At 57.4% G+C, this 22,337-nt stretch carries 23 protein-coding genes; 10 read left to right on the top strand and 13 right to left on the bottom strand.

Features of this window, described 5'->3' with window-relative positions; genetic code table 11:
• Positions 1–55 precede the first annotated feature (55 nt).
• The 3 genes from nirB to nirC are packed head-to-tail and all read left to right on the top strand — an operon-like array spanning position 56 to position 3,819.
• On the top strand, positions 56–2,614 hold the full coding sequence (gene nirB, locus ACYVG7_RS06315; RefSeq protein ID WP_460882368.1) for a nitrite reductase large subunit NirB: 2,559 nt from the start codon (positions 56–58) through the stop codon (positions 2,612–2,614).
• Positions 2,611–2,943: a nitrite reductase small subunit NirD gene (nirD, locus tag ACYVG7_RS06310; RefSeq protein ID WP_460882367.1), complete on the top strand. Its 333-nt coding sequence runs from the start codon at positions 2,611–2,613 to the stop codon at positions 2,941–2,943. The genes nirB and nirD overlap by 4 nt, the downstream gene beginning before the upstream one ends.
• A gap of 54 nt (positions 2,944–2,997) precedes the next feature.
• Positions 2,998–3,819, top strand: a complete 822-nt coding sequence (gene nirC, locus ACYVG7_RS06305; protein ID WP_460882366.1) for a nitrite transporter NirC — start codon at positions 2,998–3,000, stop codon at positions 3,817–3,819.
• A gap of 89 nt (positions 3,820–3,908) precedes the next feature.
• Here the strand turns inward: nirC and ACYVG7_RS06300 are convergent, their stop codons facing one another.
• Complete coding sequence (locus ACYVG7_RS06300) at positions 3,909–4,226, bottom strand: hypothetical protein (RefSeq protein ID WP_460882365.1); 318 nt, start codon at positions 4,224–4,226, stop codon at positions 3,909–3,911.
• A 267-nt stretch (positions 4,227–4,493) separates the two neighbouring features.
• Between ACYVG7_RS06300 and ACYVG7_RS06295 the strand changes: the two genes are divergently transcribed.
• Positions 4,494–5,894: a nucleobase:cation symporter-2 family protein gene (locus ACYVG7_RS06295; RefSeq protein WP_460882364.1), complete on the top strand. Its 1,401-nt coding sequence runs from the start codon at positions 4,494–4,496 to the stop codon at positions 5,892–5,894.
• Between the two features lie 29 nt (positions 5,895–5,923).
• Here the strand turns inward: ACYVG7_RS06295 and ACYVG7_RS06290 are convergent, their stop codons facing one another.
• Together ACYVG7_RS06290 and ACYVG7_RS06285 are read right to left on the bottom strand one after the other, a co-directional pair.
• Positions 5,924–6,613: a tetratricopeptide repeat protein gene (locus tag ACYVG7_RS06290; protein WP_460882363.1), complete on the bottom strand. Its 690-nt coding sequence runs from the start codon at positions 6,611–6,613 to the stop codon at positions 5,924–5,926.
• 101 nt (positions 6,614–6,714) lie between these two features.
• Complete coding sequence (locus tag ACYVG7_RS06285; protein WP_460882362.1) at positions 6,715–7,473, bottom strand: ParB-like protein; 759 nt, start codon at positions 7,471–7,473, stop codon at positions 6,715–6,717.
• A gap of 290 nt (positions 7,474–7,763) precedes the next feature.
• On the opposite strand from ACYVG7_RS06285, the gene ACYVG7_RS06280 reads away from it, so the two are divergent.
• Together ACYVG7_RS06280 and ACYVG7_RS06275 are read left to right on the top strand one after the other, a co-directional pair.
• Positions 7,764–9,614: a M3 family metallopeptidase gene (locus tag ACYVG7_RS06280; protein WP_460882361.1), complete on the top strand. Its 1,851-nt coding sequence runs from the start codon at positions 7,764–7,766 to the stop codon at positions 9,612–9,614.
• A 196-nt stretch (positions 9,615–9,810) separates the two neighbouring features.
• Positions 9,811–10,224 (top strand): DUF6515 family protein, encoded by a 414-nt coding sequence (locus tag ACYVG7_RS06275; protein WP_460882360.1) that lies wholly within the window; start codon positions 9,811–9,813, stop codon positions 10,222–10,224.
• Between the two features lie 220 nt (positions 10,225–10,444).
• Here the strand turns inward: ACYVG7_RS06275 and ACYVG7_RS06270 are convergent, their stop codons facing one another.
• Positions 10,445–13,039, bottom strand: a complete 2,595-nt coding sequence (locus tag ACYVG7_RS06270; protein WP_460882359.1) for an alpha amylase C-terminal domain-containing protein — start codon at positions 13,037–13,039, stop codon at positions 10,445–10,447.
• 501 nt (positions 13,040–13,540) lie between these two features.
• Here ACYVG7_RS06270 and ACYVG7_RS06265 point away from each other — a divergent pair.
• On the top strand, positions 13,541–13,933 hold the full coding sequence (locus ACYVG7_RS06265; protein WP_460882358.1) for a hypothetical protein: 393 nt from the start codon (positions 13,541–13,543) through the stop codon (positions 13,931–13,933).
• A gap of 61 nt (positions 13,934–13,994) precedes the next feature.
• Here ACYVG7_RS06265 and ACYVG7_RS06260 read toward each other — a convergent pair whose 3' ends face one another.
• On the bottom strand, positions 13,995–14,480 hold the full coding sequence (locus tag ACYVG7_RS06260) for a GNAT family N-acetyltransferase (protein WP_460882357.1): 486 nt from the start codon (positions 14,478–14,480) through the stop codon (positions 13,995–13,997).
• Positions 14,481–14,614: 134 nt separating this feature from the next.
• On the opposite strand from ACYVG7_RS06260, the gene ACYVG7_RS06255 reads away from it, so the two are divergent.
• The gene (locus ACYVG7_RS06255) at positions 14,615–14,905 is read left to right on the top strand and encodes a YciI family protein (RefSeq protein WP_460882356.1); all 291 of its coding nucleotides are present in this window, start codon (positions 14,615–14,617) and stop codon (positions 14,903–14,905) included.
• Positions 14,906–14,916: 11 nt separating this feature from the next.
• Positions 14,917–16,374, top strand: a complete 1,458-nt coding sequence (gene modF / locus ACYVG7_RS06250; protein WP_460882355.1) for a molybdate ABC transporter ATP-binding protein ModF — start codon at positions 14,917–14,919, stop codon at positions 16,372–16,374.
• Here modF and ACYVG7_RS06245 read toward each other — a convergent pair.
• Entirely contained in the window at positions 16,371–17,183 is an 813-nt protein-coding gene (locus ACYVG7_RS06245; RefSeq protein ID WP_460882354.1) for a YiiX/YebB-like N1pC/P60 family cysteine hydrolase, read from the bottom strand. The two genes, modF and ACYVG7_RS06245, sit on opposite strands and share 4 nt — an antisense overlap.
• A gap of 176 nt (positions 17,184–17,359) precedes the next feature.
• Between ACYVG7_RS06245 and ACYVG7_RS06240 the strand changes: the two genes are divergently transcribed.
• Positions 17,360–17,941 carry a GNAT family N-acetyltransferase gene (locus ACYVG7_RS06240; RefSeq protein ID WP_460882353.1) on the top strand — a complete coding sequence of 194 codons (582 nt, stop codon included), beginning with the start codon at positions 17,360–17,362 and terminating at the stop codon, positions 17,939–17,941.
• 51 nt (positions 17,942–17,992) lie between these two features.
• On the opposite strand, the gene ACYVG7_RS06235 is transcribed toward ACYVG7_RS06240, so the two are convergent.
• The 7 genes from ACYVG7_RS06235 to ACYVG7_RS06205 all read right to left on the bottom strand — a co-directional run bounded on the left by ACYVG7_RS06235 (position 17,993) and on the right by ACYVG7_RS06205 (position 22,322).
• The gene (locus tag ACYVG7_RS06235; RefSeq protein ID WP_460882352.1) at positions 17,993–18,526 is read right to left on the bottom strand and encodes an ATP-dependent zinc protease family protein; all 534 of its coding nucleotides are present in this window, start codon (positions 18,524–18,526) and stop codon (positions 17,993–17,995) included.
• A gap of 202 nt (positions 18,527–18,728) precedes the next feature.
• Positions 18,729–19,172, bottom strand: a complete 444-nt coding sequence (locus ACYVG7_RS06230; protein ID WP_460882351.1) for a GNAT family N-acetyltransferase — start codon at positions 19,170–19,172, stop codon at positions 18,729–18,731.
• Positions 19,162–19,740, bottom strand: a complete 579-nt coding sequence (locus tag ACYVG7_RS06225; protein WP_460882350.1) for a GNAT family N-acetyltransferase — start codon at positions 19,738–19,740, stop codon at positions 19,162–19,164. The genes ACYVG7_RS06230 and ACYVG7_RS06225 overlap by 11 nt, the downstream gene beginning before the upstream one ends.
• Positions 19,741–19,760: 20 nt before the next feature.
• Positions 19,761–20,213, bottom strand: a complete 453-nt coding sequence (gene arfB / locus ACYVG7_RS06220) for an alternative ribosome rescue aminoacyl-tRNA hydrolase ArfB (RefSeq protein WP_460882349.1) — start codon at positions 20,211–20,213, stop codon at positions 19,761–19,763.
• 34 nt (positions 20,214–20,247) lie between these two features.
• Positions 20,248–20,451, bottom strand: coding sequence for a hypothetical protein (locus ACYVG7_RS06215; RefSeq protein WP_460882348.1), 204 nt, complete (start codon positions 20,449–20,451; stop codon positions 20,248–20,250).
• Positions 20,452–20,548: 97 nt separating this feature from the next.
• Positions 20,549–20,980, bottom strand: a complete 432-nt coding sequence (locus ACYVG7_RS06210; RefSeq protein ID WP_460882347.1) for a hypothetical protein — start codon at positions 20,978–20,980, stop codon at positions 20,549–20,551.
• Positions 20,981–21,062: 82 nt separating this feature from the next.
• The gene (locus tag ACYVG7_RS06205) at positions 21,063–22,322 is read right to left on the bottom strand and encodes a glutamate-5-semialdehyde dehydrogenase (RefSeq protein ID WP_460882346.1); all 1,260 of its coding nucleotides are present in this window, start codon (positions 22,320–22,322) and stop codon (positions 21,063–21,065) included.
• Positions 22,323–22,337 lie beyond the last annotated feature (15 nt).

The following is a 22,337-nucleotide window of genomic DNA, read 5'->3' as shown; positions in this document are numbered from 1 at the left end:
TGATGGTTTATCAGTGCGCTCCGCCAGCGGGGCGCCGATTAGAAGGATCCAAACAATGCATACTCTTCCCAAGCAGCGTCTGGTCGTGGTCGGCAACGGCATGGTCGGACACCGTTTTTTAGAAGAACTCTGTGAGCGCAGCGATGCGGGCCAATTCGAGATCACCGTCTTTTGCGCCGAGCCCCGTCTGGCCTATGACCGGGTACACCTCTCCTCCTATTTCTCCCATCACACCAGCGAGGAGCTCTCCCTGGTCAAGCCCGGCTTCTACGAGAAGCAGGGGATCCGCGTGCTGCTCAACGAAGCGGTCAAGCAGATCGATGTCCAGCAGCGGCAAGTGCATTCCAACAAGGGCACTGTCGTCGAGTACGATGCCCTGATCCTGGCCACCGGCTCCTACCCCTGGGTGCCGCCGATCACCGGCAGCAGCCATCATGAATGTTTCGTCTACCGCACCATCGAAGACCTCAAAGCCATCCGCGCCGCCGCCAAACAGGGCAAGAGTGGCGTGGTCATCGGCGGCGGCTTGCTGGGTCTCGAGGCCGCTGGTGCCCTCAAGGCGCTGGGGCTGGAAACCCATGTCGTGGAGTTTGCGCCCGTGCTGATGGCCGAACAGCTGGATCGCATGGGCGGTGAGCTGTTACGCCGCAAGATTGAGGCCATGGGGGTACAGGTTCATACCGGCAAGAGCACTCAGGAGATCCTGATGCACGGCGGCAAAACCGCGGCCCACCGCCTGAACTTTGCCGATGGCACCCAATTGGAAGTGGACGTGGTGGTGTTCTCCACCGGCATCCGCCCGCAAGACACGCTGGGGCGCTACAGCCAGCTGGCGATTGCCGAACGGGGCGGTATCGTCATCGATGATCACTGTGTCACCTCGGATCCGCATATTTATGCCATCGGCGAATGCGCCGCCTGGCAGGGCCGCTTCTTCGGTCTGGTCGCCCCGGGTTACAAGATGGCCCAGATCGTGGTCGATCAGCTGCTCGGTGGCAACAGTCGCTTCGAAGGCGCCGATATGAGCGCCAAGCTCAAGCTACTGGGGGTTTCCGTTGGCTCGATCGGCGATGCCCACGGTCGCACGCCCGGCAGCCACAGCTATGTGTTCCAGGATGATCACGCCGGGATCTACAAGAAGATCGTGGTCAGCGCCGATGGCCAGAGCCTGCTCGGCGCCGTGCTGGTCGGCGATGTGGAGGATTACGGCAATCTGCTGCAGATGAAGCTTAACGGGCTGCCTTTACCGGCCCATCCGGATAGCCTGATCCTGCCCGCCTATGCCGGTGCCAAACCGACGCTGGGCGTCGATGCCCTGCCGGACAGCGCCCAGATCTGCTCCTGTTTTGATGTTACCAAGGGGCGCATCGCCGCCGCCGTGGCCGCGGGTCACCACACTCTCGCCGCCCTCAAGGCCGAGACCAAAGCCGGAACCGGCTGTGGCGGGTGCGTGCCCCTCATTACCCAGGTACTCAACAGCGAACTGGCCAAGCAGGGGGTCGAGGTCAAGAATCACCTCTGCGAACACTTCCCCTACTCCCGCCAGGAGTTGTTCCATCTTCTCAAGGTAGGCCAGATCAAAAGCTTCGAGCAGGCCATTGCGCAACACGGCCACGGCTATGGCTGCGAGGTGTGCAAACCGACCATAGGCTCCATTCTGGCATCCTGCTGGAATGAGTATGTGCTTTCTCCCCAACTCACCGGGCTGCAGGACACCAACGACATCTTCCTCGGCAACATGCAAAAAGATGGCACCTACTCGGTGATCCCGCGGATGGCCGGTGGCGAAGTCACCCCCGAGGGCCTGATGGTGGTGGCCGAGGTGGCGCGGGATTACCAACTGTATACCAAGATCACCGGCGCCCAGCGCATCGGCCTGTTTGGCGCACACAAGGATGATCTGCCCGCTATCTGGAGTCGGCTCATCGCGGCCGGGTTCGAAACCGGTCAGGCCTATGCCAAGGCCTTGCGCATGGTCAAGACCTGTGTCGGCAGCACTTGGTGCCGTTTCGGGGTGCAGGACAGCGTCGGTCTGGGGGTCGAGCTGGAGCATAGATACAAGGGGATCCGCTCCCCGCACAAGATGAAGTTCGGGGTCTCCGGCTGTACCCGTGAGTGTGCCGAAGCCCAGGGCAAGGATGTCGGCATCATAGCTACCGACAAGGGCTGGAACCTGTATATCGGCGGCAACGGCGGCATGAAACCGCGCCATGCCGACCTGCTGGCCAGCGATCTGGATAAAGAGACCCTGATCCGCACCATCGATCGCTTCTTGATGTTCTACATCCGCACCGCCGACAAATTGCAGCGTACCGCCAGTTGGCTGGACAACCTCGAAGGCGGTCTCGACTACCTGCGCGGCGTCATCATCGAGGACAAGCTGGGTCTCGCCGCCGAGCTGGAAGCCGATCTGGCCGCCGTGCGCGCTGACTATGCCTGTGAATGGCAACAGACAGTCGCCGATGTCAGTCAGTTGCCGCGCTTTGCCCACTTCATCAACAGCCCGCAGCACGATCCACTGGTGCAATTTGTCGCCGAACGCCACCAGCACAGACCCGCTGCACCGGCCGAACGAATCCCTGTCTATCAGATCCACCTGGAGGAGCAGCCATGAGCAACCCGAACTGGACCACCATTTGCCCCCTGGACACCATAGTCCCGGGCACCGGCGTCTGCGCCCTGTTGGGGGTACAACAGATTGCTATTTTCCGTCCCCGGCTCAATGACGAACTGTTTGCGCTGGACAATATCGACCCGTTTGCCCAGGCCAGCGTACTCAGCCGTGGCTTGCTTGCCGAGCATCAGGGCGAACTCTGGGTCGCCAGCCCGGTGAAGAAACAACACTTCCGCCTGCGGGATGGTCACTGTCTGGAAAACGGTGACTTTTCGGTGACCAGCTTCCCGGTGCGTGTGGCAGCCGGTCAGGTGCAGATAGCCGTCTGATGTTCTGTCGCGGGATGCTGGCATCCCGCGCTATTCCATCTCAAGGAGCACTCCATGTTTACGGACACCATCAACAAATGCGCGGCCACTGCCGAGCGAATCGTCAAACTCGACCGGCAAAACCCGTTCGGCTTCTGGGTGGCCTCGGCCATGGCCGGAGCCTACGTGGGGTTGGGGATCATCCTGATCTTTACCCTCGGTAATCTGGTCGATCCGGCCCTGCGTCCTTTGGTGATGGGCGCTACCTTCGGTATCGCCCTGACGCTGGTGATCAATGCCGGTGCCGAGCTCTATACCGGCCACACCATGTTCCTGACCTTCGGGGTGAAAGCCGGTCGTATCAGTATCCCGCAAGCCTCCCGCGCCCTATTGCAATCCTGGGTCGGCAACTTGCTGGGCTCTGTGTTAGTCGCTTGGTTGTTCCTGCAAAGCGGTGGCGGCAAGTTACTGCCCGATGCCAGCAGCCTGCTGCACTCGGCGGCACTGGCCAAGACCCAGCTACCGGTCATGGTGTTGCTGGCCAAGGGCATGCTGTGTAACTGGCTGGTTTGCCTGGCGATCTGGATGTGCCAACGGGTGGAAGGCAGCGCCAAGTTCATCGCCATCTGGTGGTGTCTGTTGGCCTTTATCGCCTCCGGTTACGAACACTCCATCGCCAATATGACGCTGTTTGCCCTCTCATGGTTTGGTGCCCACAGCCCGGACTACAGCCTCTCCGGCATCGGCTACAACCTGCTGTGGGTGACGATCGGCAATACAATCTCCGGCGTCGTCTTCATGGGTCTGGGCTACTGGTATGCCACCCCGGCAGCACAACGTCCCCATGCCCACGGCACGACGGCGGCACCCGTCGCCGCCAACGAACAAACCGCGTAACCCGGTAGCACACCTCACAAACACAATCGCCGGTGCAAACCTGCACCGGCGATGGGTGATGATATCTCGGTACACTCCCGGCTCGCGGGTTACTTCTTCTTGGTGGGATGACGCTCTTCGCCATTGACCAGCAATTGATGAAAATTACCATTGCTACGGTAATAGACCTCAGACCCTTCGGTGACAGCACCATAATCCTTGCCATCGACAGTAACCCGGCTCATCTTCACCGCGACCACGTGACCATCAACCTCCATATGCCCGCGTCCAACCAGACGCCCTTCATTGGCCATCACCGAGACATTGCCCTCGTTGGCGGGCCCTTTGTCATATGGATTGGTCCGGTCACACGCCGCAAGCATCCCCACCAGCAACAGTGACAGGCCCCAAGTCATCCTACATTTCATGAACAGCCTCCAAGCTTCTTGAACCCATGCCCAGCATTATGCACAAGATTTGCCAATCTGGATGAGTGACGCAAAAATTCCAGTTAGCAGCCTCGGACTCCAGCGCATCAGCAGGAACCACGTCACGATCTATCCCAGGTGAGACAAACGTTTGGCTATTTAGCAAAATTAATAGAATCAATCAGATATAAAACTGGATCTCCCAGCACAAGCGCCTAAAATATCGCCCATTTTCAAACCCCTCCCTTTATTGCCAGCGAGAAGTTTATGGATACCCAATCGTCACCCCACGCGGCGGCAAGCCCACGCCCAGCGTCAAATTCACATCATGATCTGGTCTACGGGCTGGATGCCAGACCACCGCTGCCGCAGACTATTTTTGCCGCCTTGCAGCATATGCTGGCCATGTTTGTCGGCATCATCACCCCGCCGCTGATCATCGCCAACGCGCTGGGACTCAGTGGCGAGGACACCCGCTACATCGTCTCCATGTCGCTATTGATGTCCGGGATTGCCTCCTTTATCCAGAGTCGACGCTTCGGTCCAGTGGGCTCGGGCCTGCTCTCGGTACAGGGCACCAGCTTCAACTTTTTAGGGCCGATTATCGCCTCGGGTCTGGCCCTCAAGCAGGCCGCCATGCCGACCGAACAGATGCTCGGCACCCTGTTTGGTACCATTCTGGTCGCGGCTATCAGCATGATCATCGTCAGTCGCTGCCTGCATCTGATCCGTCAGGTCATCACCCCTCTGGTCACCGGCATCGTCGTGCTACTCATCGGCCTGACCCTGATCAAGGTCGGTCTTATCAGCATGGGTGGCGGTTTTGCCGCCATGGGGAACGGTAGCTTCGGCAGTGGCGAAAATCTCGGTCTGTCGCTGTTGGTGCTCGTCACCATAGTGCTGCTGCAACGCAGCCAGAACCCCTGGTTACGCCTCTCGGCCATCGTCATCGCCATGCTGGTCGGTTATATCGCCGCCTTCTTCATGGGACGACTCAACCCGCTGCAAGGAGCTGAAGCCTGGATCGCCCTGCCGCAACCCTTCCGCTATGGCATCGGTTTTGACTGGCAATTCTTCATTCCGATCACCGTCATCTTTGTGGTGACGGCCTTGGAAGCCATCGGTGACATGACCGCCACCTCCGATGTCTCCGGCGAGCCGGTCGATGGCCCTGTGTATATGGCCCGCATCAAGGGTGGCGTACTCTCCGACGGTCTCAACTCCATGCTGGCCGCTGTGGTCGGCACCTTCCCGATGTCGGTGTTTGCCCAGAACAATGGCGTCATCCAACTGACCGGCGTGGCCAGCCGCTATATCGGTTTCTTCATCGCTGCCATGCTGGCGTTGCTGGGTTTGCTGCCAGGTGTGGCGGCCTTTATCCAGCAAATTCCGGAGCCGGTTCTGGGCGGTGCCACCGTCGTCATGTTCGGCACCATAGCCGCTGCCGGGGTACGCATCATCTCCCGCGAAGTGCTGGATCGCCGTGCGTTGATGATATTGGCGGTCTCTCTGGCCATGGGCTTGGGAGTGGCGCAGGTACCGGAAGTGCTGCAGCACCTGCCGGAATTGCTCAAGAGCGTGCTCTCCTTTGGCGTCGCCACCGGCGGCATTACCGCTATGGTATTGAACCTGTTGCTGCCCCGCCGCACCGTAGCGGTTGTCGGATAACCCCGCAGCGGCCTAAAAAACCAGGGGCGCTAGAGCGCCCCTTTGTCTTGGTGCCCTGAAGCTGTGCCCGCCATGGCCGGAACTTGTGTGAGCATAGATTCAAGTGCAGGGTGATTGGGGTGGGTCAAGCGGAAGTGCCGTAGATGTTCGTCGGCTTGTTGGGACTCGCCACTGCGTTGCAGGGCCATCGCCAAAGGCAATTCGGCCTCCAGCACACCATGCCCGAACGCCTTTTCCAGATAGAAAGCGGCTCGCTTATTATGACCCGAGACCAGCAGGAACTGGCCATAGCGGTAGAGGGCATCCCCGTCTTCCGGGCTTTGCAGCAACCAGCGATTGAAGGCCAACTCGGCACGCTCGGCCGCACCGCGAATCCCCAGCTGATAGCCCATGGTTGCCAGCATGGCACAACGCTTGAGCAGCGCGGTCGTCCCCTGCTCCAGTACCGCTAAGCCAACAATCGACTCCAGCACCTGCAGGTCGGCCATCACCCGTTGCCGCTCATCACGCGTATCAAATCCGGATGGTGCAGCCTGGGTATGCGCCGCCAAATCGGCCAGCCACGAGTCGAGATAAGCAAAATCAATCTGGCTACGAGTGTGCGCCTTGTCGATCGTCACCAACCGCTCGGGATGATAATGACCATACTCGCCCGCAGACGCCTGCTGGGTGAATACCGACAATACCAACCCCATGCAACCCCATATACAGCAGCGCATCTTGATCCTGTGTCCAGGTTAAACGATGAGAGCCATATTAATCCGCAGGTTGCGAGCTGTCTGCTTTTTGAACGATGGATGAGCTGAAATTTGGTGATGGCTCACTCCTCACAAGCTCGGCCGGGGTAGCCAGGAAGCGTGGCCGCAGCCGGTAAACACGCCAGAATCTCGCTGGCTTTGAGTAGGGTCGGCAGATTGTCTGCCGTGACCTGACGCCAATTGAGTTTTTCGCCCAGATATTGCGCCCAGGCAAACTCGATGAAGTAGATTTGCCCCTGCTTGGCATACAGGCCCGCATCTTCGGCAAAGCCAGCCAGGGAACGATAGGGATAATCAGGTAACAGCGCGATATGGTTGGGCAACTGCTCGGGCTTGACCTCATGACCACGCTCATCCTTGAGCCAGGCCCAATGATGAGCCTGCATCTGTGACCAGAACAGCTCAGGTTCGGTCAAGATCCCTTCAATGACCACGGGGACCTCCCGCATCCCCAGGCTCCACAAGGTGCGCGTCAAATGATGACGGTCCACCAGCCAGAAACGGCCATCCGGACCAATCACCACCGGAATGCGCTTCTTTTCAGCCAGGGCCCATAACTTCTTGGCGCTTTTATGTTTCAAGGCATTGGCTTCGGTCTGCACCTGCAACAACCCCACACCCGGCTGGGTCGGATGCAGATCATTGATTGCCAGGCGGCACCAGCTACCGATCTTCAAATCGGCCCGACATGGATCGTCCACATGCTTGGCCCACAACAAGGGTGAACAGAGCGTCAGGAAGACAAAAATAACTCCGCGTCGTAGCGGGTCCCATAGTCGATATCCGCTGCGATACCAGGCCCGAGCATTACCACCTTGCATAACCGGCTCCATCCACTATCCGGGGCCCGAAATCCGGGTCCGCCATCAAACCCGGCTACTCTACTCCTTCGGTAAAATGGATGACAACCGCTAATCCATTCGAGTCATACATGCGCCTATCCGAGTGACCATGAAGCATCAAGCATGCTTTCTTCGCTGCCGCGGATTTTTACGGCTAGGTGACTGTTCTTCGCCGAGTCCTGGGCGTACTTTAAAGGCATCCCGGCGCGGAGAGCCCCGCCGTTTGCCGTTATCCTGTATCGAACCCATCTTCTGGAGTCATCCTGACCATGCATCTGGCGCATTCCTATTTCAGTCAACTCAACCACGATTATCTGGCTGTTCATCATCAAAAAGAGACCCTGTTCTGGGATACCTATATGGGGATCAGCGAGGATCATGAGGGATTTGCCGCAGCCGAAAAACAGTACAAACAATTCATCGCCAATGGCCAACGACTGGAGGAGTTGCGTACCCATATCCAGCGTCTGGAGCAGCAGGAGCCCAGCACAGAGCGCGATGATTTACTCGTAGGTTTACGTGGCTGGTATAGCTTCTTCGATTGCAATGCCATCGAAAATGCCAGCGCCCAGGCAGAACTGGAGTACTTGATTGAACTCGAAGCCGCGCTGTTCGCCCGTCGCAAGCACTTCAAACCCAGCCACCTGGATGGCAGTGGAGAACCGGTCGAAGCATCCTTAGGTGCCCTGCTGACCAATCTGGCGACCAACGAAGTGGAGGAGCAGCGTCTTAGCTCCCATCAGGCCCTGCTGGAAGTAGAACAGTGGGTACTGAAAAATGGACTCATCGATATCATTCAGCAACGCAACCGCTTCGCCCGCAGCCTGGGCTATCGCAACTATTTTGACTACAAGGTCCAGAAAAGCGAACGCATGACCCCGGAACAACTGTTTGCCATCCTCGATCGCTTCGAAGTGCAAACTCGGGATGTGAATCAGCGGAGTCTTGAACAACTCAAGGCACAACGCGGAGCAAGCGCAACTGCGCCCCATAACGTGCGCTTCTTCAGCAGTGGCGATGTCAACCGCAAGCTGGATGCCTATATGCCGTTTGCCTCGGCACTGTCACGCTGGATCCGCAGCTTTCAGCGCCTGCGTATCGATTTTTCCGGCGCCAATCTGACCCTGGATCTGCTCGAGCGTACCGGCAAATATGAAAATGGCTTTATGCATGGGCCAGTACCGGCATTTCTCAATGCCGGTCAGTGGCAACCGGCGACCATCAATTTCACCAGTCTGGCGAAACCGGATCAGGTTGGCAGTGGCCTCAATGGTCTCAATACCCTGTTCCATGAAGGAGGCCATGCCGCCCACTTCGCCAACATCCGGCAAAATTCTCCCTGTTTCTCCCAGGAGTTCGCCCCGACCTCCATGGCCTATGCCGAAACCCAGTCCATGTTCTGCGACAGTCTGCTGGATGATGCCGACTGGTTGACCCGCTACGCCACCGACCCGCAAGGCGCTCCCATTCCCGCCAGCCTGATCCACGAGCTGATTGTCGCCAAGCAACCCATGCGTGCCTTCGGTGAACGCCATATCTTGCTGGTGCCCTACTTCGAGTGGGCCTGCTACCAGATGTCCGACGAGCAGATGACGCCTGCCGCCCTCACGGCGCTGGTCCGCGAGGTGGAACAGCGCATTCTCGGGATTGCGGCCAGTCCACGGCCGACGCTGGCGATCCCGCACTTGCTGTCCCAGGAGTCTGCCTGCTCCTATCATGGCTATCTGTTGGCTCTGATGGCGGTCGAGCAAACCCGGGCCTTCTTCTTGCAGCGGGATGGCTATCTGACCGACAACCCGGCCATAGGCCCAGATCTGGCTCATCACTATTGGCAACCGGGCAACCGGCTGACCCATGACGAGACGCTGCGCAGCCTGACCGGCGAAGGCTTCAACCCGGATTATCTCGCCAACGTCTGCAACCTCAGCGTGGAGGCTTGCTGGCAAGCCGCACAGGCCAGTATCGCGGCCGCCGCCTCACGCCCGATACCGACGGATGAGTTTGCATTGAACGCCCATATCCGCCTGGTACATGGCAACGAACTCATTGCCGACAATCAGGAAGGCGATGCGCAGATGTGTGAACAATTCGCCGCGTGGATCCAGCGTCACTACGGATAAACAACAGAGCATTTCCATAGGCAGGCCCCGAAAGGGGCCGCTTTGCTTACATGGGTTAACGTTCTTTGCTGAAGTTTACCCCTCGCCCGCTTGTCCACGCCCCCGCTGATTCCGGATACTTGATGCTTGAATAGTTTGATAAAACGACAGGCTCGACGTGCTGGCACAGACGGCAGAGCGAGTGAAGAATTTGTACATGAAGTCCATTATCTGGTTCAGTATTGGCCTGTTGGTCTCGATGACCACAATGGCACAACCGGGCGGCCCTATACCTGACGGATCCCACCATGGGCGCCCCGCACACTTTGCCCCCCCAGCCCATAGGTATCGGCCACCACATCCTGCACAGGGTCTGATGGTGGATATATTACCGCCCGGGTACAGAACAGTGCTGTTTGCTGGCTTGACCTATTTTGTGTTCAACGAAATCTGGTATCAACTTCACGGCGGGCGCTATGAAGTGGTGGCGCCTCCGGCACAACCCGTCCTCCAACCGGTAGCCACGAATAACCCCTATTACGAGAATGGTCTGACCCGGGTAGACATCAACGGCGTTCGCTATTACGTGCGCGATGGACGCTACTATCGCCGCACCGCCGAGGGTGACTAGCTGGAAGTACCGCCTCCACAGTCATGACGCCAGCAAAGCCTCCCTCACGGCTCTATACCGCCTTCATACATTCGCGAGCCTAGCCCGAGCTTCCAATCCAAGGCGTGCATCGCGATCTGAAGATCGTCAACAACGTCTCGAAAGACCCTGTCCAGTAGAGCAAAAAAAAGCGTCCTCCGAGGAGGACGCAATACGATCAACGTGGAAACGAAGGATAGCTTTATTGGGCTGAGAGTGAGTAAGCCAAGGTGCTGTCATTGAAGGTCACCAGATAGGTGCCGACAACTGCAGTCTTGATATCTGACCCGCTCAGGTTCGCCACACCATCGGCATTGGTATCACCGTAGTTCTTGGTCCAGTCGCCCAGAACATCGAACTTGAAGCGTTGTGAACCCGTCGCATCACCGGCACCGGTAAAGGTGACTTGAGCTTGCCAGGTGTTATTGGCCACCAGCTTCATCGCCGTTGAACCCCAGCTGTTCGGGGTGCCACGGAAGTTGAGGCTGGTCAGATTGCCGGTATAGATAGGGGTGTCATTACCGGAAATCTTGGTCAGCGTGTACTTCAGGGTCGAGTCGTTAAACTGAACCTTGTATTGGCCCACAACGGTACTGTAGATATCAGCGCCGCCCTGCTCGGCCGTGCCGTCCTTGTTGGTATCGCCGTAGTTCTGCGTCCAGTCACCCTTGACGTCAAACTTGAAGCGTTGGTTCGCTTGTCCGTCGAAGGTCACAGTAGCTTCCCAGACATGGTCAGCAACCAACGTCATGGCCGTATTGCCCCAACTGTTGGGTGTGCCGCGAAGATTCAGGCTAGCCAGAGTACTGTTAAAGACCACACTGCCATCGGTTACCGTCACGGTAGCGCTGGCCTTGGAAGTCAGCCCTTCGGCATCGGTAACCGTCACGCTGATGGTCTTGCTGCCCAGTGTATCGAACAGTACGGTTTCATTCTTGCCACTACCACCGGTAGACCAGCTGTAGCCGGTAACGCCCACATCATCAGTGGAGCCGGAGGCATCGAAGACCACGCTGTCGCCCAATTTGACACTCAATGCCTTAGGAGTCAGTGTGGCTACCGGTGCCTTATTGCTGGAGATCTGGGTCAGGGTATAGCTCATATCACTCTCTTTGAGCGAGACCTTGTACTTACCCACGCCATTGAAGTAGATATCCTTGGCGCTTCCCTTGTCAGCAATGCCGTCTGCCTCTGTGTCACCGTAGTTTTCAGTCCAGTTGCCATAGACATCAAACTTGAAGCGCTGGGTACCTGTGGCATCCCCGGCACCGGTGAAGGTGACATCGGCTGACCAAACTCGGTTGGCATCCACCGTCATGGCGGTGCTGGCCCAAGCATTATTGGTGCTGCGGATATTCATGCTGGAAAACTTGTTGATAGGTAACACAGAACCACCGCTACACGGGGTTGACTTGGTGCACTCAGCAACAATGGCAGCCGCTTTCATCCCTCCAACATTAAAGCTGGCCTTACCTGACCCATCGACGGTGACATAAGCGCCACTGCAGTAGTCGTTGCCCGCCAGGATATTGCAGTACTCACCCGCTGGCAGTCCGGTTTGCAGGGAAGCTACCAGGTTTCCAGCTTCGTTGTTGATGGCGACAAACCCCTTACTGCCGCGACCAAAGGCGATCTGGTTATTGCCGTTGTCCCACCAGTTAGTGACCACTTGTCCCTGGGTCCGATTATCAAACAGGGCCATGTTCATGATCATGGGGCGGCGCTGCTCGCAGTTCCATTGGCTGTCACTGCACGGCGTACTGGCCGGGGCGCCCTTGTCGGTCTCATACTTGCCCATATCATTGAAGCGGTAACCGGACATCACCTGCTTCCAACCATAAGGCCAGGCCATCATGAAGACGTTGCCCAGATCATAACGGGCCCCTTCCATGAAGGTCATCATGCCACCACCGCCATGGCCGCGCTCGCGGTCATGGTTCACCACAAAGACAAACGCCTTGTTGGAAGGCAGCAGGCCCCAGCTCTCACCGAACGTTTTCAGGTTTTTGATTTGACCTCGGAAGTTGGCTGCCAAATCACTGCCGTATTTGAACTCGGTGACCGTATCTATATAGGTATATTTGCCCGGCTGGATATCAGCTGACTCGCCCCCGGCACCAATCACCTCCAGATAAGCCTTGGGATTGCCCGCCTTATCCAGAATGGCTTTGAGATCCGATGGTGCCATGTGTTTGGCCGCATCGACACGGAAACCGGCTACGCCCCAACCCATCAGGGTCTTCATATAGGTCGCGACCTGATCCTGCACATAGGAGGAGCCGGTATTCAGATCGGGCATGCCATACAGGGCACCATTCCAGACGACACTGCTTGAGCTATAGGTGGTGATGTCACCATTATGGTGGAAGTCGTTGTAACCAAACTGCGGATAATTGAAGGCACCTGAGTTATAGCTGCTACCGCCCGTTCCGGTATCGGTGCCGCTGGCAAACTGGTTAAATACCGCATCTGCATAGATCTTGACCCCTGCGGCTTTGCAGCGGGTGATCATGCTTCTGAGCTCGGCTTCTGAACCCCCAAAGCTATTGAAGTTCTTCAAGTTAACGGGCTGATACACACTCCACCAGACTTGGCTACCGCGTTTATGCTCGGCTGGCGGCGTAATCTGTACCGCATCAAAGCCCTTGGGGCCTAGTACGGCTTCACACTCATTGGCGATGTCGTTAAATTTCCATTGAAACAGATGCACCATGACACCCGCGTTGGCGGCGTTGCTGGTCAACGCCAGAGCTACAGCAGCGCCCAGCGTCAAGGCACTGAACTTCAGTTTCTTCATTGCGATATTCCCTTCATGTTTTGTCGTCAAGGTGGAATGCCTGGTGCGTTCTTTGCGAACGTCTGTTCGTCATCTCTGGTGCATTCCGTTTCGACAGAGATGAGCTGTCTGCTGACATCAAATTCATTGATGCGAAGCGAGGCAGATTTGATACCCGTGGCGTCCAATTACTGAGTCATGGCGAAAAAATCACGCAATGGCACGATTTGAAATGAATAAAAATAAGCTGATGATTTTAAATAATAAAAAACAAGAGACCTGACGAATCAACAGAGGAAGGCAAGGGTGTAACCGGTCTCAATGACGGTCATTATCCACCTTTTATGCAATCGGTCAGCGTCTTCATTGATATAAATGTAATTTGTGTGAATGAAATGGTTTTCAAATGTAAAAGACGCGGTTTTTGACGTGATCCAGGCCACGGCTTGTCACATTCAGGCCTGACAGTTGCTAAGGCTTTCCCTACAGTGGGCCATCCTGGTTGTAAGGGAAATGAATCCTATGAAATCTACCATGCAGTATCTGGTACTTGGACTGGCTCTAGCGGGTGTCCCGCTGCTGGCCGAGGCTGATGAAAGCGGGGCTATTGGCTTGACCAGCCAGATTGGTCATCTGGCCGATGCCCATACCCTGCTGAGCGAACAACACGAATTGCAGCTGGTGGACATTGAGCAGAAAGGCGAACAGGTTTTCTTACGCCTGCAAGCTCGCAACGGTGAACAGTTGCTGGTTCGAACTCTGGCCGGTAATCCGGCACCGGTCAATTTGCAAACCGGCGCGCAAGTTCTGGTAGCCCACGAGAGCCGTGGCTGGAGCTTCAGCCACGCCGAAGAATTGTTAGCCTTCGTTCCCAATCAATATGGGCGTGCCCTGCTTCTGGATCCCGGAGTCTGAGCCCTCACCATGCCAATATAGTGCTCCCGGGCCATCGGCTGCTGTGTTCGATGGCCAGTGATTACGCCAACCATTTTTGCCAGAATTGTGCCACTCCGGCCGCCTCATCCAGTGCGTAGGGCGCAAAACCAAATTTACGATAGGCGCCTTGCGCTATCTGGTTGTTACCCAACACCTCCAGCGTCAGCTTGCAGCAGCCCCGCTCGTGGGCGATAGACTCCAACTCCGCCAGCAATGCCTGACCCACACCTTGGTTCCGGAATGAGGCCAACACCGCCAGATCATGGATATTTAGCAAAGGCCGCGCCGCAAAGGTCGAAAAACCCGCAAAAGCAGTGGCTAACCCCGCAGCCTCACCGGCGACATAGGCTACCAATCCGACCGCCCCTGGCACCTGTGCCAGCCGGGAGGCCAATTCGGCTTTAACCATGGGTGCCAGACCATGGCCGCCACCCATGGGGTCACGGGCATATTCATCCAGTAATTCCACCAAAATATACGCTGACTCGGGTTGTGAAAAATTAACTCGTCTGATCTCGACACTCATCCCTATTGCCCTCCCGTCTGGCCAAGGCCCATCTTAATCGATTGGATGACAGGATCCAGCAAGCTTGATCCTGCAGCGCAACGAGCGTCAAATACCCATAGAGACGAATTCGACCCCCTGTTCAGGAGAACGCCATGTTTATCGTCCTGCTCACCTATGTCCGGCCACTGGCCGAGATCGATGCCTTGATCCCAGCCCATCGTGAATTTTTGCAACGCCATTATGATGCCGGTCACTTCCTGCTCTCCGGCCGTCGCGAGCCGAGAACCGGCGGTGTCATTCTGGCCTCGCTGCCCAGTCGCTCTCAACTCGAACAACTGTTGCATGAGGATCCTTTCGCCCAAGCCAAGGCGGCTGAATACCAGATCCTGGAATTTACCCCGACCATGACGGCTCCGGAATTAACCGACTTGCTGCAGTCCTGAGGGAGACCCCCATGCTTTTACACTGGCAAGAGTGCGTCTTTGCCATTACCCGCCGGCAACAACTCACGATCGGTAATCTTCAGCTCGCCCGCGGCAGTTGTACCGCTGTGGTCGGCAACAATGGCAGTGGTAAGAGTGCTCTGGCGCGCGCGTTATGCGGTGAGTTAACACTGGAAAGCGGCGAGTGCCGACAACAGCCTGCTGCGGTGCGGCTTTCATTCGAGCAACAGCAGGCGCTGATCGAGCAGGATTGGCAACGTCGCAACACCGATATGGCCGCCGAGGATGAGGAGTTAGGCTTCACCGCCGCGGAACTACTCCACGCCATCGCCGAGCCGCACGCCATCGATATCCTCTGCCGTCGCCTCGGCATTCATCATCTTCTGGAGCGCCCTTACCGTTTTCTCTCCAGCGGCGAGGGACGCAAGGTGCTGTTAGCACAAGCCCTGCTAGCCGAGCCGGAACTGTTAGTACTGGATGAGCCCTTTGATGGCCTGGATATCGAGGCTCGAGCCCAGCTGATGCAGTTGCTGGGCGAGCTACATGCCGCAGGCCAGAGCCTGGTCCTGATCGTCAATCGCTTCGAAGAAATCCCGCGATTTGCGGATCAATTGGGTCTGCTGGCTGACTGTCAGCTCGTGAGGACCGGCTTCCCGGCCACCTTGCTTGCTGACCCGATTATGGCGCAACTGGCTCATGTCGAAGCACTGCAGCAGATCCGCTTACCGGCGGCACCGACCGCAGATATGGATCGTGCTGCCTTCACCGGCCCCCTGGTGCGGATGCGTCAGTTGAATGTGGTTTATGGCGAGCAACGTGTGCTGGATCGGCTGGACTGGGAAATGAATTCTGGCGAGCATTGGCACATCGTCGGGCCGAATGGCGCGGGCAAATCCACGCTGCTATCGCTGATCACCGGCGACCATCCTCAGGGCTATTGCAACGATTTGACCCTATTCGGGCGACGGCGGGGCAGCGGAGAAAGCATCTGGGAAATAAAACAGCAGATTGGCTATGTCAGTCCCGCCCTACACCTGGAATATCGGGTCAGTACCACGCCACTGGCCGTGATCTTGTCCGGTTTCTTCGACTCCATCGGCTTATACGAAAATCCCGGCGATCAACGCCTCAAGCTGGCACAGGAGTGGTTGGCGCTACTCGGCATGACAGCACAGGCCCAGCATCCCTTCCACTCACTCTCCTTTGGCCAACAGCGTCTGCTACTGATTGTCCGGGCCCTGGTCAAACATCCACCCTTGCTGATCCTCGATGAACCACTACAAGGGCTGGATACCCTGCATCGGCAGTTGGTTCGTCAATTCATCACTCTGCTGATGAAGGCTGGAAGCAGTCAGCTGCTGTTTGTCTCCCATCATCTGCAGGATGCCCCTGACGGATTGACTCACAGGTTCAGCTTCATTCCCGAACCGCAGGGCGGATATAGCTACCGTTGCGAGCGTCTGGACTAATCGGTGGGATTGACCTCGATGATGGTGGGCTGTCGTTGATCACTCAGCTGCAACCAATCTTCCTGCCAAAGCACGGAGTGAGGATTGAACCCTCGCTCCAGTGTCGGCTTCACCACCTGAAAATAGGGAGAAAGATCAAAATCCCGCGGGGTATAGAGGCTGTGATGACGGATGCGGAACAGCTCTCGCCTGCAGCGACGGCACTGGGGATCCTGACTCGCTTCGACGATCACCTCCGGCAGGATCGGGTACTGGATATGCTGAAATGCCAGGGCAATCAGCGATGAGCAGATGGCCCGGGTCGGATCGCCGCTGCCCAACGCCAACAGTTGTCGCCGCCAGCGCGCGGGAACCGGCGGGGTCTGGATCAGGTAACGCGCCAAATCGAGAATATTTTTCAGATCATAATGGTCACCGAGCCGCTGCACCGTGTACTGGATCAGTTGCTTGATCTCCATCTCCGAGATGCCGACCGGACGGCAGATCCGAGTATGCTCATGAGCATACATGCTCAATGGGACCGCCCGTACTCCCGCCAACACATCCGCCTCGATCAAGACCAAGGGCTCGCTGCCCGGCGTATAGGGTAAGGTATCACCGATATACAAGCAGGCATGAGACCAGGTGGACTGGGTCAGATACTTGATGGCAGCACCGAAACGGCTAGTTCCCTCAATCAGCAACACATCGCCCTTGCGCAGCGTGGAAGCCAGTAGCTCCGGGCTCAGAGTGGGCAGGTTGCCATCCCGAGACTGTGGCGAGGCCAGATAACTGGCCAACGCATGTCCCATCCGCTCCAGTAGTGCCATCGCAACCTCCTTGCGCTCGCCACCGACTCAACATCAGATATCGTTTGCTTCGCGGTGGTGCGGCGAGCTCTTGATAACAAGTATAAGAGGGCCATCTATTCCTTGCTGGCAATCTCCTGCTGGTTTGCACAGAAGGGAGTGGGTATGCTGATCACCAGCACAGCTGGAGGATATCGATGGAAAACCACAGCCACGAGTTGGCCTTTGATTTGCGGAGTGAACGCTTGATTCTGCGTCCACTGGACAGTCACTTCCTAACCCTCTGCCTGCTGGCGGAACAACAGAACGCAGCTGATTATCTGAATGGACAACTGCCGGATGCCTGGTTTGCACAGTGGCGGCTGATGGCGATGCGTCTCAAGGACTTGCAGCAAGATCCCGACTATTTGCCCTGGGGGCTCAGAGCCATATTGCACCGTGACAGTGGAGAAATGATTGGCCATATCGGCTTTCATACCCGCCCGAATCCCGATTATCTGGCAGCCTTGGGAACCCACGGCATCGAGTTGGGCTACGAGGTGTATCCACAGTGGCGTCGGCAGGGGATCGCCCGCGAGGCCTTAAGCACCATGCTAGGATTTGCGGCCCAGCAGGGTGTGGAACGCTTTATTCTCTCGATTTCACCCGATAACCACCCCTCCACCGCCCTGGCCCGTTCGTTTGGTTTTCAGCAGTTTGGGGAACAAATCGATGAAGAGGATGGGCTGGAGCTGTTGTATCGCCTGGAGGCAGAGCACTGGCTCAGCCAACATGCCTGAGCGGTAGGCGTCGGACAGATATCGACTAGTGCCGAGGACGGCATGTTCAACTCAAGGCTGGCAACGCGGCATCTGCGTATGCATCCGGTTCACATCCACAGCCCCGAGGTGTTTCAGGGTACGACTACCGATCAGTACCGGATAGTTCATGCGACGACGGTCACGCAAGGAAAATTGCTCGTCATACTCTTGCGAGCCAAACATCACCCGCATCCGCACCACGTAACGACTATCGCTGCCACTGGCACTACGCACTTTGACTCGTCGCTCGACCGGCCGTTCCACCAACTGACTCACCGCTTGGCTATCTCGTACCCCCTCGACACGAAACCGCACCCACGGCTCCCCTTCCCGATCAAATGCTTGGATATCCCGAGCATCCAGGGACGAAGTATCGGCTCCGGTATCCAGTTTGGCCTCCAGCTGCACACCTTCGGTCGCAAGACAAATCGTTTCGACCAGTCCCCAAATCGGAGTCGCCGTCACGCTTTCAGCACTGGCAACCAGCGGTGGCGGCGGCGGCTCTACCGCCCAGAGCGCTCCGCTTAGCAACAACCAGCCAATACCCTGCAGCATTTTTAGCATTCATCGATCTCCCGCCTATTACTTGGTTTTCGGCGCTAAGAATCTTGTGATGGACTCTCAGATGTGGGTGTCTCATGGGCTCCATCCAGTCGCCACGCTAGTCCCGGTGGGGCAGCCCATCGAAACAGGCTAGCCCCACAATGACAGGAACCTTGATACTCCATCTCGACCTCCATCCCACTGCGGGAAAGCAGGCTCCAGATTACTGAGGGTTCAACGACTTGTAAAAGTACTTGGGTGACTCCTGGTACCCCTGCTGTCGATAGAAGTCATGAGCACCAAGGCGACGGCTGTGACAGTGCAGCTCGATACGATCACACCCACGCAGCCGGGCTCGCTGCTCAGCCCACTGCTCCAGCCGGGCACCGATCCCGCCTCCGCGCCACTGTTCATCGATGCAAAAGTAGCTGATGCGAGCAAAATCTCCAGCCATAGCCAGTTGTGGGATGAAGTGCAGGCTAATAAAACCGCACAGGCACTCTTGCTGTGCAGCGACCCAGAGCTCGGCGTCGGGGTGGGTCAGCAACTGGGGTAAACGCAGGGCCATAGAGCAGGCGGCATCCGGATAGCCCAATTGAGTCAGTAATGTCGATAAGCCATCCGCATCCAGATCGGTGGCCGCGCGGAGTTGAATCTCAATGGTCATGGGCAAACCACTCCTCTGCCGTCAGGAAATAGGGTTGGTGATCCACCCACCCATGGGCCAATTGCTCGGCTTGAGGGATGATCACGCCAGCACGCATGCCCAATCGCTCGCATACCGCCCGGCTCGGCTGATTCTCTACCGCCACCGCAATCTCGACCCTCTCCATCGCCCAGGATTCAAATGCCAGTGCCATCAGCCAACGACAGGCCCGGGTGACAATACCGAGCCCCTGCCAGGGCTCAGCCAGCCAATAACCAATCTGTACCCGCTTCAGGCGACGGTTGATGATATTAAACCCGCAAACTCCGACCACCTCGCCCCGATACAGGAGTGCGCACTGCATCGCTCGTCCCTCGGCAAACTGCTGGACCATACGTTGGATAAAGACCAGGGTATCTTCCACCGAGGCGATTGCGGGAGGCCACGGCAACCAGCGACTTAAATAAGCTCTATGCTGGCAGGTCAGTGCAAACAGCGGAGCGGCCAATGAACGCTGCAGAAACACCAGCTCCAGCTCTGAATCCAGAGTGTGACCGAACATCTCAACGCCGACCAGGGTGTCAGGCATACATCCGCTCCCAAACCGGGTTAATAGGTTACCTTGCGTAGCGCCTTAAGCTCGCCGCGCTTGTTTTTGCTCTCGACCCGACGGCGCTGGGAGCCTCGAGTCGGTTTGGTGGCAATCCGGCGAGCCTGCACCACGCCCACCTCGCGGATCATCGCTGCCAGACGCTGGAGTGCATCGTCCCGGTTCTGCTCCTGGGTTCGATACTGCTGCGCCTTGATGACAATGACCCCGTCGCGAGTCAGACGTTGATCCTTGAGCGCCAGCAATCGTTCCTTGTAAAAGTCCGGCAACGATGAGGTTGCCACGGCAAACCGCAGATGGATCGCCGAGGAGACCTTATTGACGTTCTGTCCGCCCGCACCCTGCGCTCGAATAGCGTTCATCTCCAGCTCAGCCAGCGGTAACGCCACCCGCGCCGAAATCCACAGACAGTCAGCGGTGACTCCAGGGGTAAATGATTCATGAACGGACATGCATTCTCTCATTCCATTTTGATGGCGGTACGACTCACAGTCGCACCCACCAGGGTAACAGCAGCAGTGGCGCGCTCACCAGCCAGAGCCAGATCAAGGAATCCAGCGCGTAAGGAAGGATACACAACAAGAGTCCGCAGCCCAGAGCCAGCAGGTGCCCCTGTCGCTTGCCATAGATGAAATAGCCGATCCCGAGCGAACCCAGGAGTACGCCACTGAGCAGACTGCCGGTGTCCATACGGTGTTCCTTCTGCCTAATCCAACAGACCATGACTTATAGACGCGCTACGCACGTTCAGTCTGAACACAGCTCTGGCAACTCATCGCCCGAGTCATCAAAACAGGAAGCGACGCCCCTCCAAACACTGACGGCAGGCCGGCATACCGTGCAAGCTGCCCAGTAGCTCTTGTGGTGCACGGCGACCACAGCAGCCACATTCCCGGAAGGACTTCATGCGGCGGGTGATCGTATCCTGGATCAGCGCCATCAGTTGATCATAGCTGCCATCAACCGAGCTGATCCGGCCCCGAAGCTCCGGTTTGTGGCGGGAGACGCTACTCATCGCCGACTCCTGTACCGGCAACAGCACATCGACGCCGTCAGTGCCAAACGCGACGATGACCTTGAGCGGGTCGCCGACGAATAACGTCTGTTCACCAGTGATCGGTGAGGGTAATTGGCGCAACAAGGTTTGTCGCCACTGTTCGAGTTGCGGCGGCAGCGGCAGGTTCAACGGCAGTAGATCGGACAGACGTGATGTACTCATCCGTAGCAACATCCAAATAAAAAGGGCGTCCCATCATAACGGACGGGACGCCCGGCATACCAGCGACATACTGAATCATGCCTTAACTGCGCGAGAGATAGTCCGCCTGGCCAATCCACTTATAACTGGTCAGTTCGGTCAGTCCCATGGGGCCGCGAGCGTGCAGCTTTTGGGTCGAGACAGCCACTTCAGCACCGAGACCAAACTGGGCGCCATCGGTGAAACGAGTCGAGGCATTCACATAGACGGCTGCGGAGCCTGCACCATTGATAAATTGCTCGGCATGGCGCAAATCGTTGGTCAGAATGGCATCGGAGTGACAGGCATTGTGCTCGCGCAAATGAACCAGTGCCTCGGTGACATCGGCCACCAGTTTGACCCCCAGGGTCAGCGAGAGCCATTCGGTATCAAAATCCTCCGCCCCGGCAACACGCAACTCGGCTGCGCCCGCTTGAGCCAGCAGCGCATAGGCTTTAGGCTCCGCCACCAGCGTCACTTTCTGTTCATTCATCCGGGCCACCAGCAGCGGCAAGAACGAAGCGGCGATAGCCTCATGCACCAACAGCGTATCCAGCGCATTACAAGCCGATGGCCGTTGTACCTTGGCGTTATCAATCACACCGACCGAGCGCGCCAGATCGGCACTGGCATCCACGAACAGGTGACTGACGCCGAAGCCACCGATGATCACCGGGATAGTGCTCTGCTCCTTGCACAGTTTGTGCAAGTTGGCACCACCGCGCGGGATGATCATGTCAACATACTGATCCAGTCGCAGCAGCTCGCCGACCAGGGCGCGATCCGGACTCTCGATATACTGCACCGACGCCGCTGGCAGACCGCTTTTGGCCAGCGCCGCCTGAATGACCTGAACCAACGCCATATTGGAATGGAAGGTCTCGCGGCCACCGCGCAGTATGCTGGCATTGCCGGTCTTCAGGCACAAAGCGGCAATATCGATGGTCACATTCGGGCGTGCCTCATAGATGACGCCAATCACGCCGATGGGAACCCGACGCCGAGAGAGGCGCAGGCCATTCTCCAACACCCGGCTTTCCAGCTCGCTGCCGACCGGATCATCCAGCGTCACCACCTTGCGCACGTCAGCCACTATGCCTGCCAACCGCGCCGGGTTCAGCAGCAGGCGATCCAACATAGCATCGCTCAGACCTGCATCTCGCCCAGCACTGATATCCAATTGATTGGCTTGTAAAATAGCCGCTTGCTGAGCTTCCAGCTCATCGGCCATGGCCAGCAGTGCCTGATTTTTGCAGGCCGTGCTGGTCACGGCCAGCTCAAACGCCGCGGCGCGTGCCGCCTGACCCATAACCACCAAACTCATCTTCCTTGCTCCTTT

The sequence above is a fragment of the Pseudaeromonas pectinilytica genome (assembly GCF_054780855.1).
This window is presented reverse-complemented; position numbering and strand designations above follow the sequence as displayed.